The organism is Mycetocola miduiensis, assembly GCF_900115155.1.
Classification (GTDB): domain Bacteria; phylum Actinomycetota; class Actinomycetes; order Actinomycetales; family Microbacteriaceae; genus Mycetocola_A; species Mycetocola_A miduiensis.
The window spans coordinates 292,855-309,162 of record NZ_FOVM01000003.1 but is presented as its reverse complement, the minus strand read 5'-3'; the positions used below and the strand labels follow the sequence as shown (position 1 = coordinate 309,162).

Annotated in this window: 16 protein-coding genes; 14 read left to right on the top strand and 2 right to left on the bottom strand. The window is 62.0% G+C overall.

Going from position 1 to position 16,308, the window contains the following annotated elements:
- Nucleotides 1–248: 248 nt before the first annotated feature.
- The gene (locus tag BM197_RS07285; RefSeq protein ID WP_177216759.1) at nt 249–1,334 is read right to left on the bottom strand and encodes an alcohol dehydrogenase catalytic domain-containing protein; all 1,086 of its coding nucleotides are present in this window, start codon (nt 1,332–1,334) and stop codon (nt 249–251) included.
- Nucleotides 1,335–1,389: 55 nt separating this feature from the next.
- Nucleotides 1,390–2,274 (bottom strand): IclR family transcriptional regulator, encoded by an 885-nt coding sequence (locus BM197_RS07280; RefSeq protein WP_090710128.1) that lies wholly within the window; start codon nt 2,272–2,274, stop codon nt 1,390–1,392.
- A 121-nt stretch (nt 2,275–2,395) separates the two neighbouring features.
- On the opposite strand from BM197_RS07280, the gene BM197_RS07275 reads away from it, so the two are divergent.
- The 14 genes from BM197_RS07275 (at nt 2,396) to BM197_RS07215 (ending at nt 16,151) form a co-directional block, all read left to right on the top strand.
- On the top strand, nt 2,396–3,061 hold the full coding sequence (locus BM197_RS07275; RefSeq protein ID WP_143095025.1) for an ABC transporter permease: 666 nt from the start codon (nt 2,396–2,398) through the stop codon (nt 3,059–3,061).
- A 94-nt stretch (nt 3,062–3,155) separates the two neighbouring features.
- On the top strand, nt 3,156–4,115 hold the full coding sequence (locus BM197_RS07270) for an ABC transporter ATP-binding protein (RefSeq protein ID WP_425435695.1): 960 nt from the start codon (nt 3,156–3,158) through the stop codon (nt 4,113–4,115).
- A 1-nt stretch (nt 4,116) separates the two neighbouring features.
- Nucleotides 4,117–4,917: an ABC transporter permease gene (locus BM197_RS07265; protein ID WP_090710124.1), complete on the top strand. Its 801-nt coding sequence runs from the start codon at nt 4,117–4,119 to the stop codon at nt 4,915–4,917.
- 112 nt (nt 4,918–5,029) lie between these two features.
- Nucleotides 5,030–5,965, top strand: a complete 936-nt coding sequence (locus BM197_RS07260) for a glycine betaine ABC transporter substrate-binding protein (RefSeq protein ID WP_090710122.1) — start codon at nt 5,030–5,032, stop codon at nt 5,963–5,965.
- Nucleotides 5,966–6,024: 59 nt separating this feature from the next.
- Nucleotides 6,025–6,801 (top strand): SDR family oxidoreductase, encoded by a 777-nt coding sequence (locus BM197_RS07255; RefSeq protein WP_090710120.1) that lies wholly within the window; start codon nt 6,025–6,027, stop codon nt 6,799–6,801.
- A 52-nt stretch (nt 6,802–6,853) separates the two neighbouring features.
- A complete protein-coding gene (locus tag BM197_RS07250) occupies nt 6,854–8,317 on the top strand; it encodes an FAD-binding oxidoreductase (protein ID WP_090710119.1) in 1,464 nt (487 codons plus the stop codon).
- Entirely contained in the window at nt 8,314–9,723 is a 1,410-nt protein-coding gene (locus tag BM197_RS07245; RefSeq protein WP_090710117.1) for an FGGY-family carbohydrate kinase, read from the top strand. The genes BM197_RS07250 and BM197_RS07245 overlap by 4 nt, the downstream gene beginning before the upstream one ends.
- A gap of 31 nt (nt 9,724–9,754) precedes the next feature.
- Nucleotides 9,755–10,873, top strand: a complete 1,119-nt coding sequence (locus BM197_RS07240; protein WP_090710115.1) for a zinc-binding dehydrogenase — start codon at nt 9,755–9,757, stop codon at nt 10,871–10,873.
- A gap of 29 nt (nt 10,874–10,902) precedes the next feature.
- Nucleotides 10,903–12,384: an NAD-dependent succinate-semialdehyde dehydrogenase gene (locus BM197_RS07235; protein ID WP_090710114.1), complete on the top strand. Its 1,482-nt coding sequence runs from the start codon at nt 10,903–10,905 to the stop codon at nt 12,382–12,384.
- Between the two features lie 46 nt (nt 12,385–12,430).
- Nucleotides 12,431–12,964, top strand: a complete 534-nt coding sequence (locus BM197_RS07230; RefSeq protein WP_090710112.1) for a formaldehyde-activating enzyme — start codon at nt 12,431–12,433, stop codon at nt 12,962–12,964.
- Nucleotides 12,965–13,570: 606 nt separating this feature from the next.
- On the top strand, nt 13,571–13,852 hold the full coding sequence (locus tag BM197_RS16605; RefSeq protein WP_245762438.1) for a hypothetical protein: 282 nt from the start codon (nt 13,571–13,573) through the stop codon (nt 13,850–13,852).
- Between the two features lie 288 nt (nt 13,853–14,140).
- Nucleotides 14,141–14,512: an exonuclease/endonuclease/phosphatase family protein gene (locus BM197_RS16600; RefSeq protein ID WP_245762437.1), complete on the top strand. Its 372-nt coding sequence runs from the start codon at nt 14,141–14,143 to the stop codon at nt 14,510–14,512.
- Nucleotides 14,513–15,023: 511 nt separating this feature from the next.
- On the top strand, nt 15,024–15,473 hold the full coding sequence (locus BM197_RS07220; RefSeq protein WP_143095024.1) for a hypothetical protein: 450 nt from the start codon (nt 15,024–15,026) through the stop codon (nt 15,471–15,473).
- Nucleotides 15,474–15,557: 84 nt separating this feature from the next.
- On the top strand, nt 15,558–16,151 hold the full coding sequence (locus tag BM197_RS07215) for a DUF305 domain-containing protein (RefSeq protein ID WP_090710109.1): 594 nt from the start codon (nt 15,558–15,560) through the stop codon (nt 16,149–16,151).
- Nucleotides 16,152–16,308 lie beyond the last annotated feature (157 nt).

The window sequence follows — 16,308 nt, the reverse complement described above, 5'->3', positions numbered from 1 at the left end:
CCTTCGGTGGACACGACGTACTTCTTCGCCCGGTCGATCGTCTACACGAACGGGTTTTGCCCCTCATCCATCCAGGCAGGCCATGTGCCCATGGCCGGCTTCCGACACGCTGACTCCATCATCCCGTAGGTTACCCGGCCGAATAGCAGGGCATCGGCTCGCCCTATCTGGGCGGTCCAGTGGCGCACAGGTTCAAATCCTGTAATCCCGACCACACACGCGCCGAGAGGACCCTGTTTGTGTAGGGGTTATTTCTCTGCCCGAAGCGGGACCCCGTCCAAGGCGGGAGTGCGCACGAGCACCTTCATTGTGGCCCCGGAATGAAGATCCTCTATCGCCGAGGCGACGTCTGCAAAATCGACAAAGCGAACCCAGTCCCCGTCGAGTGTGATTCTTCCATCGCGCATCGCGCCGATGACCTCGCGGAAGTCTGTCCTGGAGTACACCGCCGAGCTTCGGATTGACCTCCCTGCGGCCAAAAGTGGTCGTGTCAACGGGATTGGCTCCCGGTACAGGGCGATGGTCACCATCCGGCCGCCAACCGCGAGGCACTGCATCCCTTCCACGAATGCGTGGGGAGCTCCCGCCGCGTCGATAGTTGCCGTGACCCCGTGGGCGCCCGTCAGTCGAAATACCTCTTCCTGAAGGTTCTGGACGAGCGGATTGACGATGTGATCAATACCCAGGCGTTCGAGGGCTGCTCGGCGCTCCGCAAGAGGTTCTGACACGATGATCGTCTCGATTCCCTGGGCGCGCAGGGCGAAATAGACTCCGATCCCGATCGGTCCACCACCAAGCACAAGCACAGAATCACCGGGATGCACGTCGGCGACGCCAACGCCGTGCCAGGCGACAGCCATCGGCTCGACGAGTGCGCCGAGGGCCAGATCTACTTCATCGGGCAAGGCGAAACATAGTTCAGCGTCGACCAGTTTGCATTGCGCCATCCCGCCCGACTGGCCCTGCATGCCTTCGAACGCCATGTGTTCGCAGTCGGTGGGGTGACCGGCCGAGCAGGCGAGACACTGCCCGCAATGGTGGTACGGAAACACCGCGACGCGGTCGCCGGGTTTTACATTGGTGACGCCAGAGCCGATCTCTGTGACCTCTCCGGAGAACTCGTGTCCGAGGATCTGTGGCCACCGGGCACCGGTGAGCGTCGCTGCTCTCGAGAAGTCGGCAGGGTAGCTCTCCGGCTCTACATACAGATGCAGGTCAGTCCCGCACACGCCCGTGAACCCGCCACGCAGCAGCACCATACCCGGTGCGAGGGCGGGCGCGGGGAGTTCCTCAACGCGTAGATCTCGCTTGCCATGGATTCGGAGGGCCTTCACTGAAGCATCCCTTCGTCGTGGGCGGTGTGGTGCTGTGCTATCAGAGCGCGAGCGTTCAGGGCGTGCCCGTAGGGATATCGGGGGAGGGGGGTGCGCCGAGCGTCGTGGAGAGCGCGCGTGCCGCGCGGGCGACATAGGTGCCCAGGCCATGAAGCTGGTCTTCGCCGATGCGCGACTTTGGGGCGCTCACATTTATCGCGGCAACGATTCGGCCGGTGAAGTCGGTTACTGCGGCTGATGCGCCGACGACGCCCAGCTCGAGTTCCTCGTCGAGGGTGGCGTAGCCACGTTCTCGGATGCGCTGCAGCTCGGCGAGGAACGAGTCGAAGTCGCTGACGACGACCTTGCCTTCCGGCGGTGAGTCGAGCGGGGCGAACCCCGCCGCCGCCATCTCAGGGTTCAGAGGCCCAACGAGGGGTCGATCCTGGCCGTGCTCTTCGTACCACCGCGCGAGGGACGCGGGATCCCAGTCGCTGAGGAGTGCTCGCCCGGAGGGGCTACGCCATGCCGCTGTAGTCACACCCTCCCACCCGGTGGTGTGGAACTCATGGGGACTGAGCTCGCTGAGCACGGTGAGCACATTCCCACCTCGCAGCACGCAGAGATGCGTGGTCTCTCGGGTCGCCTGGGCGATGACGCGCAGGTGAGCGCGTGCCCGCCAGATCAGAGTCGTCTCTGCCGTACGCGCGGCGAGTGAGAAGACTCGGCTCCCGATTCGGTAGAGCTTTGTCTGGGGATCGCGTGTGACGAGATCGGCCTCTGTCAGCGTCGACAAGCTTCGGGAGATGACGGCTTTATCGCGGCCGGTGAGCTGCGCGATGCGCATAACCCCGAGCCCGCCTTCGGCGACCGCCTCCGCACTGCCCAGCAACTCGAGGATCTCGATGTCACGCGTGAGGCCTGAGGAATTGTGCCGAGTAGGGCGCGAAGTCGTCATCATAGGCTCAGGCTACCCACTAAGTTGTCATATGCACAACAGTCGTTGCGCTAAAGACATCACCTCCATATGCTGAGCACGTCGTCAGTTCGGCGCCCCCTCAATGGTGAAAGGAGCAGCAGCTATGACCAGTTTTGACTTCGGCAACGCCATGACATTCCTGGAGCGCCGCTGGGAGGACATCCTCGTGCTCGCGGGCGAGCACTTGTTCGTCGTGGTCATCGCGTTGGCGATCGCACTCGTCACCGGCGTCCTGCTCGGACTGCTCGTATGGAACCGTGCGACGCCTCGCGCGACCGCAATCACTGCGGCATCCGTCGCCATCACTGTTCCGTCTCTGGCGCTTCTCGCACTGCTCAGTCCGGTGCTCGGCCTAGGGTGGGGGCCGACGATCGTCGCGCTGGTCTTCTACTCGCTTCTTCCCATCATTCGCAACACGGTCGTGGGACTAACGGAAGTTCCGGAGCACATCATGGAATCGGCGAAGGCGATGGGCATGAGCCCGCGCCGAATCCTGCTCACCACGCAGCTGCCGCTAGCCTGGCCCCTGATCCTCACCGGAACACGCGTGGCAGCGCAACTGGGGCTCGGTGTTGCCGCAATTGCCGCCTATGTGGCCGGCCCGGGCCTCGGGCAATACATCTTCAAGGGTCTGAGTTCGCTGGGCTCGAAGAATGCACTCAACTACGCACTCGCGGGCACCGTCGGGATCATCCTCCTCGCGCTTCTCGTCGACGGTGCGTTCGTACTCATTTCCCGCTACACGACCTCGAGGGGGCTCCGTGCCTGATTCAACGACCGATACGCCCGCAGTCAGTACCAATACCGGATTCCTCTCTGCGATTTCCCAAAAGCAGCGCGGCGTCTCAATTGAACTGGATGGCGTGAGCAAGGTCTATCCTGGTCAGCCGGAGGCGGCCGTCGATGACTTTTCGATGCGCATCGAACCAGGTGAGCTCGTGATGTTCGTCGGGCCGAGCGGATGCGGCAAGACGACGACCATGAAGATGATCAACCGCATCATAGAACCGTCGAATGGGTCAATTCGCATCGACGGGACCGACATCCTCTCGATGGATCCGAATCAACTGCGTCGTCATATCGGCTACGTCATCCAGCAGATCGGCCTCTTTCCGCACCTCACGATCGCCGAGAACATCGGGGTCGTTCCCAAGCTCCTTGGTTGGTCGAAATCGAGAATCGCCGACCGCGTCGACGAATTGCTTCAGACGGTGCAGCTCGACCCAGAGCAGTTCGCGAAGCGCTACCCGAAGCAGCTCTCTGGTGGGCAGCAGCAGCGCGCCGGTGTTGCTCGCGCGCTCGCAGCCGACCCACCCGTCATGCTTATGGATGAGCCCTTCGGCGCAACCGACCCGATCACCCGCGAGAAGCTGCAGGCCGAGTTCCTTCGGTTGCAGGCAGACATCGGCAAGACGATCATCTTTGTCACCCACGACTTCGATGAGGCGATCAAGCTCGGAGACCGCATTGCCGTTCTCAGCGATCGGTCACAGATTGAGCAGTTCGATACCCCGGCGCGGATTCTCGCGAACCCGGCGAACGAGTATGTTTCTTCCTTCATCGGTCAGGGTGCCGCGCTCAAGCGCCTCGCCCTGATCCCGCTGATCGATGCGCCGCTTCGCCCGGCGGTCGACGGAGCACCGCAGATCACGCTGCAGGACTCCCTGCGTGATGCGTTGAATATGCTGGTACTCACCGGTGCGGCAGCGGTCAACGTCGTAGATGTCGACCACCGCGTGTGCGGTTCGATTACCAACGCTTCGATCTCTGCCGTGCTCAATGACGCTCAGCCCGTGGCGTTTGCTGCCGAGGGAACGCGCTGACATGAGTATCGTGACCGAGACCGAGGTGAGCCTCGTCGACGATCTCAAGGCAGTCCCGGACGGCTCCGGTCGTCGTCGGTACGGCAGACTTGCTCGCATCGCGGCCGCCCCTGTCGTGGTGGGGTTCGTGCTCTTAGCCACATACTTGTGGATCGCGTCGATGCAGCTCGACTCGATCGAGAAGCGCACGCTCAATGCGGACTATCTCTTCGCCCGGATCAGTGAGCACTTGGTGCTCACCGTCGCGGCATCCGCGCTGGTTGCAATTCTTGCGATCCCCGCGGGTATCGCTGTCTATCGAAGCCGCTCCAAAGTGGTGCACACGGTGGCGTTCGGCCTCGCCAATATCGGCCAGGCCACTCCTGCAGTCGGTGTGGTGATCCTGCTGGCCATCGTTTGGCAGACCGGGTTCGCTACGGCGCTCGTTGCGCTGGTGGCCTACTCATTTCTTCCCGTGCTGCGCAACACGCTCATCGGTCTCGAGCAGGTTGACGCTGGCGTGAAAGAAGCCGCGCGCGGCATGGGCATGACGTACTCGCAGGTGCTTCGGCGCATCGAGCTACCGCTCGCGTCGCCCGTCATTCTCGCGGGTCTGCGCACGGCCCTTGTCTTCTGTGTGAGTGTTGCGACGATCGCCACCTTTATCAATGCCGGCGGCCTTGGCGACATGATCGTCAACGGCCTCAAGTTGCAGCGATTTCCCGTCCTCTTCGTCGGCGCCATCCTCGTCGCTGCCATCGCAGTGCTCATCGACTGGATCGCCGGGCTGGTTGAAGAGTTCGTCAAACCGCGAGGGCTCTAAACATCAGCTCTTCAACCTCGATTCAATTCACCCGTGTGCAGGCTCGCGCGCGGGTGGCTTCACCCGTGTACAGCTTCGTGCGCGGGTCGCTTCACAACACAAAGGAGTACTCATGAAAAAAAATCTCACTGCCGGTCTTGCGGTTGCTGCCGCCGGTGCACTCTTGCTCAGCGGATGCTCCGGCGCCAGTGCAAGCTCATCGTCGAGCGCTGGCGACGAACTCGAAGGTCTGACCGGGCAGATTGGCTCGAAGGACTTCTCGGAGCAGTACATTCTCGCCCACATCACGACCGAGCTGCTGAATGCACACGGCGCAGACCTGGAAGCGAACACCAAGCTGGTCGGCTCAGCCAACACGCGTGCCGCCCTGGTGAACGACGAGTTTGTTGGGTATTGGGAGTACACCGGCACCGCGTGGATCACATACCAAGGCAACACTGCCGCGGTGAAGGGTGCGGAAGCACAGTTCGAGGCCGTCAAGGAAGCCGACGCTGCCGAAGGCATCGCATGGCTCGACCCTGCGCCATTCAACAACACCTATGCCTTCGCAACGCGCGCAGACACTGCCAAAGAGCTGGGCATCACAACCCTCAGCGATGTTGCGGGACTACCCGGCGAGAAGCAGACCTTCTGCATCGAGAGCGAGTTTTCCACCCGCGACGACGGCTGGACCGGTGTTTCGGAGGCATACGGTTTCGGCGCTTCGGAGTCCAACGTCACGCTTCTCGACACGGGCTTGATCTACACGGCTACCGAGAAGGCCGCCGACTGCACCTTCGGTGAGGTCTTCACGACGGATGGGCGCATTGCCGCACTCGACCTGGTTGTGTTGGAAGACGATAAAGAGTTCTTCCCGACGTACCAGGGTGCGTTCACCGTCAAGGAGTCGACCCTCAAGAAGTACCCGGAAATCGCTGACATCATCGCGGAAATCTCCCCGCTGCTCACCACCGAAGAAATGCAGAAGCTCAATGCCCTCGTCGATGTCGACGGGGAGGAGCCGGAAGACGTCGCAATCGACTGGCTCACCGAGCAAGGCCTCATCTAGCACCTCGCGGACCTGCACAACCCGAAGCGAAAGCTTCACCGAGAAAGGTAAAACGCACGATGGAAATCACCGACTTCTCGTTGGAGTTGTTTTCGCTCCCCGGCCGCAACGCCGTGGTGACCGGGGGCAACTCCGGGTTGGGCCGGGCATTCAGCGTCGCCCTCGCCAAGGCCGGTGCGAACGTCTTCGTAGCGGGGCTCGTCGATGACGACGGAACCACGCGCCAACTCATCGAAGCAGAAGGCCGGGAGTACGAGTTCCTGCAGGCCGACCTCGGTCAACGCGGTGTATCCGCCGAGATCGTGGCGGCCTGCGTGGAACGGTTCGGTTCACTCGACATTCTGGTGAACTCGGCCGGCATCTGCCTGCTCGATGATGTCGAGTCGTTCGGTCGAGACAAGTGGGATCCGATGGTGTCCATCAATCTCACCGCGCCCTTCGAGCTCGCTCATGAGGCCAGCCGAGTAATGCGAGCACAGGGACACGGCAAGATCATCAATATTGCCTCTTTGTTCTCATTCCTCGGCGGACAGCAGTCGCCTGCGTATGCCGCGACAAAGGCCGGCATCGCCGGTTTCACCCGGGCGTACTGCGATGAGTTGGCCGCAGACAACATCCAGGTGAACGCCATTGCTCCCGGCTACTTCGCAACAGCACTGACAGCCCAGACGCGCGCCGACGAAGAGGCCAGCAATCGCATCCTTCAGCACATTCCGGCGGAACGGTGGGGTGACCCGGCTGACCTCATGGGGGCAACGGTTTTCCTCGCCAGCCGCGCCTCTGATTATGTCAACGGACACATCCTTACCGTTGACGGCGGATACCTGGTCCGCTGACCACGTCACTTCAGTCAAACACTCGACTCACCCCGAAAGAGAAGGCCCCTCAATGTCGGCATCCAGATCCACACTCAGCCGTGACGAGATCGTCGCGGGCATCACCAATCTTCTGGGCAGCGACGCAGTTGTCACCGACGAGCACGAGCTTCAACTCGCGAGTGTCGACCGGTTCAAGAAGTACCAGGCCGTGCACGGCATCTTCGATGGGCCGTTCCCGTCGGTCATCGCCTACCCTCGCAACACCGCCGACGTTGCTGCCGTTCTTCAGTTTGCGAACGCCAATTTGGTGAACGTTGTGCCGCGGACCGGCCGCACAGGTACCGAAGGCGGTCTGGAAACCGCTGTCGAAGACACGATCGTACTCGACGGTTCGCGGATGAACAGCATCATCGAGGTGAACGAGACCGACATGCTGGTCACGGTGCAGTGTGGTGTTTCGCTCGAGCATCTCGAGAATCAGCTTCGCAAGCAAGGTCTGACCACGGGGCACTCGCCCCAGTCGAAGCCGCTTGCGCAATACGGCGGCCTCGTCGCCACCCGCTCGATCGGTCAGTTTTCAACACTGTATGGCGCAATCGAAGACATGGTCAGCGGTCTCGAGGCCGTCTTCCCAGACGGAACGGTCACCCGCGTCAAGAGCGTGCCTCGACGCGCAGCTGGTCCCGACATCCGCCACGTGATCATCGGTAACGAAGGCGCGCTGTGCTTCATTACCGAAGTGACCATCAAGGTCTTCCCGTACCGGCCGGAGAACACCCGCTTCTTCGGGTTCCTCATGGACGACTTCGATGAGGGCGTTGCCGCCATCCGTGAACTTGTGACAGCCGGATACCGTCCTTCGGTCTGCCGAGTGTACTCGCCGGAGGATGCGAACCAGCACTTCGCGCACTTCTCCGCGGGCAAGAACGTCGTCATTTTCACCGCCGAAGGACCAAAGCCGCTCGTGGCAGCCACCTCGCAGGCGATCACCGAGACATTCGCGAACCGTGCGCATGAGAGCGTCGACTCGAGCCTCATTGAAGCGTGGTTTGCCAACCTCAACTGGGGTCAAGACAAGATCGACGCCGAAAAGGTGACGATGCTGCAGAACGCTCACCTCGGTTACACCACGGAAGTCTCGATCAACTGGTCGGGCGTCGGTGAGCTCTACCGTGCCGTCATGGACCGCATCCGAACTGAATTCCCGCGGGCCCACGACCTCACGATGCTCGGTGCGCACTCTTCGCACAGCTACCAGACCGGTACCAACCTGTACTTCGTGTACGACTACAACATTGACTGCGACCCGCGGGAAGAGATCGACCGCTACCACATCCCGTTGAACGCGATCATCGTGGAAGAGTCTCTGCGCCTCGGCGGCTCGATGGTGCATCACCACGGAATCGGTAAGTATCGCGCCCCCTGGACGCGAGAGGAGCACGGCAGCGCATATGCACTGATCGAGCACCTGAAGAACACCTTCGACCCCAACGGCGTGATGAACGCCGGCACGATCATCCCGCTCGAAGCGTGACCCGACGCCGCTACGTCGTCGCAATTGACGGCGGTTCACAATCGACGAAGGTTCTCATCGTCGATGAGAACGGTGTCGTCCATTCCTCCGCGCAGCGGCGTCTGAAACCCACAGAGTCACCGTCACCGGGACACGTAGTGCACCCCGGTGACGACCTCTGGGACTCGATCGTTGATGCGTGCCATGAGGCGCTCGCTGGATTCACGGGGGATCGTTCGCGGATCGTCGGTGTCGGGCTGTGCACAATCCGTTTCTGCCGGGCCTTACTTGACGAGCATGGTCAGCTGGTCGAACCCGTGCTCAGCTGGATGGACGTGCGCGTCTCGCGAGCCCACGTTCACGATCCGCGTGTGCGGTATGTGACCACGTCGTCTGGCTATCTCGGGCACCGTTTGACGGGCCGGTTTGTCGACACCGTGGCCAACCTCCAGGGTGTCTGGCCGGTTGATGAAGAGAACTGGGGTTGGTCGACTGATCCGGAGGCCTATGAGCGCACTGGGATGATGCGTGAGCAGCTGTTCGATCTCGTGCTGCCGGGCGCCCCACTCGGCACGATCACCGCCGACGCGGCGGCAGCGACGGGCCTTCCTGCAGGCCTCACCGTGTACGCGACGGCGAATGACAAGGCCGTAGAAGCACTCGGGTCAGGGCTCCGCGACGAAGATACCGTACTACTTTCCCTAGGCACCTACATCGCCGCAATGACGACAGGGTCGCTCGTCTCTGTGGAGCATGACGACGTCTGGATGAACTTCGCCTCCGAACCGCACAGATTTCTCTACGAAAGCGGCGGCATCCGTCGCGGCATGTGGACGGTGAGCTGGTGGCGCGAACTCCTCGACAACGGGACCGGTCTCACTGACGACGAACTGGGGAGAGGTGCGCGCGCTGTCGCGCCTGGAAGCGACGGCCTCTTCGCGGTTCTCGACTGGCTGGCACCCGGCGACGCCCCCTACCGCCGCGGTGCGCTCATCGGATTCGATGGCAGACAGGGGCGCTTTCACATCTACCGAGCAATTCTTGAGGGAATCGCCCTCACCATGCGTCGGCACATCGACGCAATGGAAGAAACGCTCGGGCGACGCTTTGAGCACGTGATCGTGTCGGGCGGAGGATCGCGGTCCGACCTCGTGATGTGGATTCTCGCAGCCGTCCTCGAACGTCCCGTGCGACGCAATCGCCTCACAGATGCCGCCGGCATGGGCTCAGCGATCTGCGCGCTCGTCGGCGCAGGCGTGTACCCGGACTGGGATGCTGCGGTGGCCGCCACGGTGCACCCGGGAGAGACATGGGATGTGGATCCGCACGGTGCTCTCGCATACCGCCCGATCCGTGACGCGTACGCGCTTTTGCCCGTGCATCTCGACCCACTTTTTCAAGAGCTCGACACCATCGCGTGCCGTTAGATACCCGACAACTTAGTCAAGGAGCAACACCATGGAGATCACCGCAGCCTTTCTCGCCGGGACCGATCAGCCGTTCGAGGTCACCTCGCTGGAGCTTGCGGAACCGCGGCCGACAGAGGTGCTCGTGCGCATCGTCGCCAGCGGTATTTGCGCGTCTGATGCGCACACACGCTCCGGTCGCATCCCATCGCCCTTGCCGTGCGTGCTCGGGCACGAAGGAGCCGGTGTCGTCGAAGCTGTCGGCGAGCTCGTGACGCACGTGGTGCCGGGGGACCACGTCGCGCTGTCATGGATGCCGAACTGCGGCGAGTGCCGTCACTGCCACAATGGGCGCCCCGTGCTGTGCACAGCCGCCACCCCGTACACGCTGGCCGGAACCATGCTCGACGGTAGTTCGCGGCTCAGCAAGGACGGCGACACCGTCTACCACTACTCATTCCTGTCGACGTTCGCGTCGCACACCGTGGTGCCGGCTGCGAGCGCGATAAAGATCGACCCGACCGTGCCGCTCGGTGTTGCCGCCCTGGTCGGTTGCGCGATCATGACCGGCTATGGGGCCGCCGTCAACCGTGCCCAGGTGCGCCCAGGAAGCTCGGTGCTCATCTTCGGCGCCGGGGGCGTCGGCCTGAGCGCTGTGATGGGCGCAAAAGTAGCGGGTGCCCTCCAGATCATCGTTGTCGACCCGATCGAGTCGAAGCGTGCCGAGGCGATGGAATTCGGCGCGACTCATGTGATCGCACCCGGCGACGACGTCGTCGAACAGGTGCGCGCCCTTACCGACGGATTCGGCGCCGACTACACCATCGACGCCGTCGGAGCTCCTGCGGTGCTCGCCCAGGCCTTCGATGCAACGGTCGCCGGCGGCACCATCGTGTGCGTCGGCGTGCCCGCGGCGGATGCCCGGCCCTCACTGCCAGGCCCGCAGCTGGTGCGCGAGGAGAAGATCGTCACCGGCTCGCTCTACGGGTCATCGCGCCCGGCCGTCGACATCCCGCTCATCCTGGACCTCTACGCGCGCGGCTTGTTGCCGCTCGACAAGATGATCTCCAAAACCTACGCGCTCGATGACATCAACGCCGCGTTCGATGACATGGCTGCTGGCAAGCTCAACCGCGGTGTTCTCGTGTTCGACGACAAGCTCGCCTACTGATTCCTTTGACGTACGTAAGGTCTGCACTCATGACTAACAGCAACAATTCCTCTGTCGATATCGCTGGGGCCGCTATCCCGACCGGTCTGTTCATTGACGGCACGTGGCGTCCGGGCGAAAACGACGCGACGTTCGACGTCATCAGCCCGGCATCGGGTGCGTTTGTCGCGTCGGTTGCGGATGCATCGGTGAGCGACGCTCTCGACGCTCTCGGCAGCGCAGACCGTGCTCAGGCCTCTTGGGGTCGCACGAGTGGGCGCGAACGCGCCGAAATCCTGCGCGCAGCGTTCGACCTCATCCGGCAGAATCGTGACGTGATCGCGGCTGTGACAACCGCGGAAATGGGCCGCCCGATCGAGCAGTCACTCGGCGAGGTCGACTACGGCGGAGAGTTCTTCCGGTGGTTCTCCGAGCAAGCCGCGCACCTCAGCGGTGACTTCGGTTCCTCGCCGCGAGGAGATTTCGACATCCTCACCACCAAGGTTCCCGTCGGCCCGAGCCTACTCATCACGCCGTGGAATTTTCCGCTCGCCATGGGTACCCGCAAGATCGGCGCCGCGCTGGCTGCAGGATGCACCGTCGTGATCAAGCCTGCCGCGCAGACTCCGCTGACAATGGCGCTGCTCGTACGGTTGCTCGCCGAGGCCGGCGTGCCGGCCGGTGTCGTGAACTTCGTGCCAACCAGTGACTCTGCGCCGCAGTCCGAGGCGCTCATGGCTGACTCACGCCTGCGCAAGGTGAGCTTCACCGGCTCGACCGGTGTCGGCATCCGTCTGTTGCAGCAGGCGGCGCCGAACGTGCTGCGCTCCTCGATGGAACTCGGCGGCAACGGGCCGTTCCTGGTATTCGACGACGCCAACCTGGATGCCGCACTCGATGGTGCGATGCTGGCCAAGTTCCGAAACGGTGGCCAGTCGTGTGTCGCGGCCAACCGTTTCATCGTGCAGCGTGCGGTCGCCGACGAGTTCATCGCCCGCCTCGTCGAACGTACCCAGGCGCTCGCAGTCGGCGACGGGGCCACGCCAGGCATGGATGTCGGCCCGCTCATTGACGCACGACAACTCGCCCGCGTGCAGAACCTCGTCGACGACGCGATCGCTCAGGGCGCGACCGTTCTTACCGGCGGTAAATCTGTTCCGGGTAACGGGCACTTCTTCGAGCCGACAGTACTCGTAGATGTGCCGCCGCACGCGGACATTGCAAACGAGGAGATCTTCGGCCCGGTTGCGGTAGTCAGCGTGGTCGACAGCGACGACGAGGCCATCGCGGCAGCCAATGACACACCGTACGGGCTTGCCGCGTTCCTCTATAGCGATGACGTGACGCGGGCTTTCAACGCGACATCCCGTATCGAGGCCGGAATGATCGGCGTCAACCGCGGCCTCGTCTCTGAGGTCGGAGCACCGTTCGGCGGCGTGAAGGCCTCTGGCCTGGGCCGCGAAGGCGGCAAACTCGGCATCGAAGAGTACCTCGAGACGAAGTACATCGCTCTAGCGCGGCTCGAGCGGTGAGCCCGGGATCCAACCCCTACGTCGATACATCCATAAGGAGAACACGATGAGTCCGCACAACCGAGACATTGACGGCCGTTTTGCGCAGGGCTGGGGCGGGCTGGCGCCCAACGGCGTGCACGTGAACGTGCTGGTGGCACGCCGCGGCACGCCCACCGCCGCTGCAATCACAACAGCCTTTACGTCCCCGAGCCCCGGGTTCACTCCCGTGCTGGCGAGTTTGGGCGCAGATCAGCCGTCATACGAGACGTTGAATCCGCCCACCATCATCCTGAGCAAGTCGCCCGCAGTTGAGGGCGCCCACGAGACCATGATCTTCGGGGCGTGCCCCGTTGGAATCTCCCAAGCGGTTCTCGACGTTGTGGCAGAGGGGCTGATCCAGGCCGATCAAGAGAGCATTGTGTTCGTCTCACTGTGGGTCGACACAGCGGCGACCGATGAGACCGCCGTACGCCTCGCTGCCCGCGAGGCCGCTGCACGTGCTCTGCGTGAAGCGATTCTGGGTCGCTCAAGCGAGGAAACCCAGGCATTGGTCGACGGGCGCGAGTCGATCACGCATCCGTACTACGGCGGCAACTAAGGCCGACCGCCTAGAGCCGTGCAAACTGAAACAGCTGTTCGAGTGTGACGTCGATCGAGTCCGGAGCGGTCTCGTCACGTTGCTCTCCCTCGATGCGCGTCGCGGTCGTCAGACCGTTCTCAAATGATTGCCGGTGCCGTTTCTCATCGACGCCCCAAAATCGCTCCCCGTTTGTGCTTCTCTCGTAATGCGAACCAGGCCGCAAATCGAGCGCGCCAGCACAGCGGTGCTCGATGACGTGCGGCGGGCATGGGCAGAATCGTTTTAAGGGCTCGGTGTACACGCCAAAAGTGGTTCAAATGGTCATCATTTAGTCATCACATTCAACTTCATTTGACCCGAATCGACCGAGTACAATTGGAGGCAGTGAACCGCCCGGTTCCCTGTAAATACAAGGGAATCCGCCAGTTTTCAGAGATTTTCGGGAAAACCAGAGTTTAGGAAATAACCTCCAACGGGTCGCGTGTTCGAATCACGTCAGCCCGACCGCGAATCAAGTCCCGGTGGAACTCTAGATCCACCGGGACTTCTCGCGCGTTAGGCATCGCCTGACGCTTCCTTCTCGGTGGTAGTTCCGTTCCGGGTGGCGGCGTGGTTCCCTGGAGCATGACGACGACCGTTCCGCTCGATGTCGAGGAGAATCTCGAAGGTCTCCACGCGGCGCTGTCCGCCGTGATACCCCCGAAAAACTCCTCCAACCTTCTGATCGGGACATGGAATCTTCGCGCGTTTGGTGATCTAACGAGTAAGTGGCAGTCCGAACCAGATGACTCGCCCAAGCGGGACTGGTACGCCGTGGCTTGCATCGCCGAAGTCGTCGCTCGATTCGACGTGGTTGCCGTCCAGGAGGTACGCCGCAAATACGGCGGCGTTACGTTTCCTGCTTGACCTACTCGGAGAGGAGTGGCGGGTGATCATTCCCGACGTTACTAAGGGCGGTCCTGGGAACGGGGAACGCTTGACGTATCTGTATGACTCGACTCGAGTGCAGCCCTCAGGGCTGGTGGGCGAAATTATCCTGCCGGCGACGGCGGATGGGCCAACGGAGCAATTCGCGCGGACCCCCTACGCGGCGAGCTTTGTTTGCGAATAAGCAGAGTTCACTCTGACCACAGTGCACGTCATCTGGGGGAGCAACCCACGGGCGCGGCTGCCGGAGGTCACGGCGTTCGCAGCGTGGATGCGTCGCTGGCTGACCGCCCCCGCGACTGGAACGACAACCTGCTCGTGCTTGGTGATTTCAACCTCGACCGGATCGGCGATCCGTTGTTCGAGGCGTTTGTGTCGACGGGGCTATGGCCTCCCACCGAACTGAACGACGTCCCGCGGACGGTGTTCGATAACGACAGGTCAAAGCACTTCTATGACCAGATCGCCTGGTTCTCCGATCCGGACGGGAAGTCCCTACTCCGCTCCCTGACCTACCGAATACGTGCTGGATCTTTCGACTTTCTGCCCCCATCTGCTGGGCGGCCTGACCGTTCGGAGGCGTCCTGGCGGATCTCGGACCACTATCCGTTATGGGTGGAATTCCACCTGTCTCCCTAAATCGCCTGCTTATGTCGACAATGGCGGCATCAGTGGGCTTACGTCGCTTTGTAAATTGGGGTGGTGAGGGTTCCCGCGACCCTCTGCTTGAGCTCCCGGGAGAGCGAGCGTCACACCGTCCGGCACAGTAGCGGGAACCGGCGCCATCGCTCGAGCCCTCTCCTACTGATGCCAACTTGGATTGATGCCAACTTGGAGTTCGAGCAGTGGTCGGTTTACATGTCGTTGCAGCAGGCCGCACCTCGTGGTTAAAGCCGGATTGGGCAGTCCTTGTTCCTCAATCCGGGCGGTTGTCGGTAGCGATTTCCGATCGCGCGAGTCAGCCAGTAGGGAGGGAGTCGTCGCACGGGATGACGAGCCAGCGAGACGGAAACCCGGCAGCCAAGTTCGCGCCTAAAGCTTTCCGCATGAACCATTCAGACGCTATCTTCTCTAAGTGGGTACCCTGGGGGGGGTCCGAGGGTCCAACTCACGACGAGGAGAAAGCGAGAGCGAGGTGCGGAGTATCGCGATGAGCCATGTTCCGCTCGATCGTCTGTCCGCTGTCGGTCGTCTTTTGATGGTCGCTTTCCTGGTCGGTTCGGTGCTTATCGGGTTTCTCGCCTTGCACGCCGTGAGCGGTGCGCATGGAATGGAGACTATCGCGTCGTCGAAAACGCACTCTCATGCGGACGATGAAGCCGCCCATCAGACAGCCTTCACCGCTCAAAGCATCACCTCCCAGTCTGGAGCCATCGCTCAGGATGTGTCGTGTGATCAACGATGCGCCCTTGATAATGCGTTGATAGCAATGATGACCGTTCTCCTTCTGGTTCTCACTGCCCTCAAGGTCCTGGCCAGGCATCCCGACATTAAACGTTTGCTAGTCGGCGGGCTGCAATGGTCAGTTCATGCCATCGCTGCTGGCCGACAGCATTCCTACCTGCCCTCTTTGACTGTTCTTTCCATTAGTCGCACCTAAGCCGCACACTGTTTCATCTCTGCAGCCGCCAGCTTTCTTGTTGGCCTGGCTCACAGTGTCCTCGACTTTGAATGGAATAGATCGATGAATCCTCCCCGTAGATATGCGTTGGCGGCCGCGACTTTCGCCCTTGCCATCACACTTAGCGCCTGCTCCACCGCTGGAAACGATGATTCGCCAGAGCAAGAGCCAGCACCAGCGCCGAGTTCTGACGCCGTATCGGGCTTCAACGACGCCGATGTGGTCTTTGCCCAGATGATGGTTCCTCATCACGAACAGGCCGTGGAGATGAGCGACATGCTTCTCGCCAAAGACGGCATCGACGCACAGGTCGTGAGCCTCGCTACCCAGGTCAAAGATGCCCAACAGCCAGAGATTGAGCAGCTGAACGAGTGGCTCGATGCCTGGGGTGCCGACGACAACATGGCCGGCATGGACCATGGCGCGGGCGGCATGATGTCCAATGACGACATGATGGCACTGGACGGTGCGTCCGGTGCCGAAGCCAGCCAACTCTTCCTCGAGCAGATGATCGTCCACCACGAAGGTGCAGTCGAGATGGCTGAGACCGAGATCAACGACGGCGTGAACGCTGACGCCATCGAGATGGCCGGAGCGATTGTCTTGACACAGTCCGAGGAGATCAACGTCATGCGAAACCTCCTCGGGTCCCTCTAGCCCGCGCGACTTGGGCGCGTTCGCGCGTCCAACGGAGAGCCGCCTCTAGCTGCCGCTCTCCACTGGGTGGGGTTGTATGCCCCTGCGACCCCACCCTCTCTTCTTCCCGCCACCCGGCGATGACTTCAAGGACACAATGGACGACGAGATCATCTCT

Bases quoted from the DNA above. Each gene is read 5' to 3' on its own strand.
- BM197_RS07230 (WP_090710112.1), top strand. From the start codon at position 12,431: ATGAGTCCGCACAACCGAGACATTGACGGCCGTTTTGCGCAGGGCTGG.
- BM197_RS07215 (WP_090710109.1), top strand. From the start codon at position 15,558: ATGAATCCTCCCCGTAGATATGCGTTGGCGGCCGCGACTTTCGCCCTT.
- BM197_RS07275 (WP_143095025.1), top strand. From the start codon at position 2,396: ATGACCAGTTTTGACTTCGGCAACGCCATGACATTCCTGGAGCGCCGC.
- BM197_RS07260 (WP_090710122.1), top strand. From the start codon at position 5,030: ATGAAAAAAAATCTCACTGCCGGTCTTGCGGTTGCTGCCGCCGGTGCA.
- BM197_RS07255 (WP_090710120.1), top strand. From the start codon at position 6,025: ATGGAAATCACCGACTTCTCGTTGGAGTTGTTTTCGCTCCCCGGCCGC.
- BM197_RS07240 (WP_090710115.1), top strand. From the start codon at position 9,755: ATGGAGATCACCGCAGCCTTTCTCGCCGGGACCGATCAGCCGTTCGAG.
- BM197_RS07280 (WP_090710128.1), bottom strand. From the start codon at position 2,274: ATGATGACGACTTCGCGCCCTACTCGGCACAATTCCTCAGGCCTCACG.
- BM197_RS07265 (WP_090710124.1), top strand. From the start codon at position 4,117: ATGAGTATCGTGACCGAGACCGAGGTGAGCCTCGTCGACGATCTCAAG.
- BM197_RS07250 (WP_090710119.1), top strand. From the start codon at position 6,854: ATGTCGGCATCCAGATCCACACTCAGCCGTGACGAGATCGTCGCGGGC.
- BM197_RS07235 (WP_090710114.1), top strand. From the start codon at position 10,903: ATGACTAACAGCAACAATTCCTCTGTCGATATCGCTGGGGCCGCTATC.
- BM197_RS16605 (WP_245762438.1), top strand. From the start codon at position 13,571: ATGACGACGACCGTTCCGCTCGATGTCGAGGAGAATCTCGAAGGTCTC.
- BM197_RS07220 (WP_143095024.1), top strand. From the start codon at position 15,024: ATGAGCCATGTTCCGCTCGATCGTCTGTCCGCTGTCGGTCGTCTTTTG.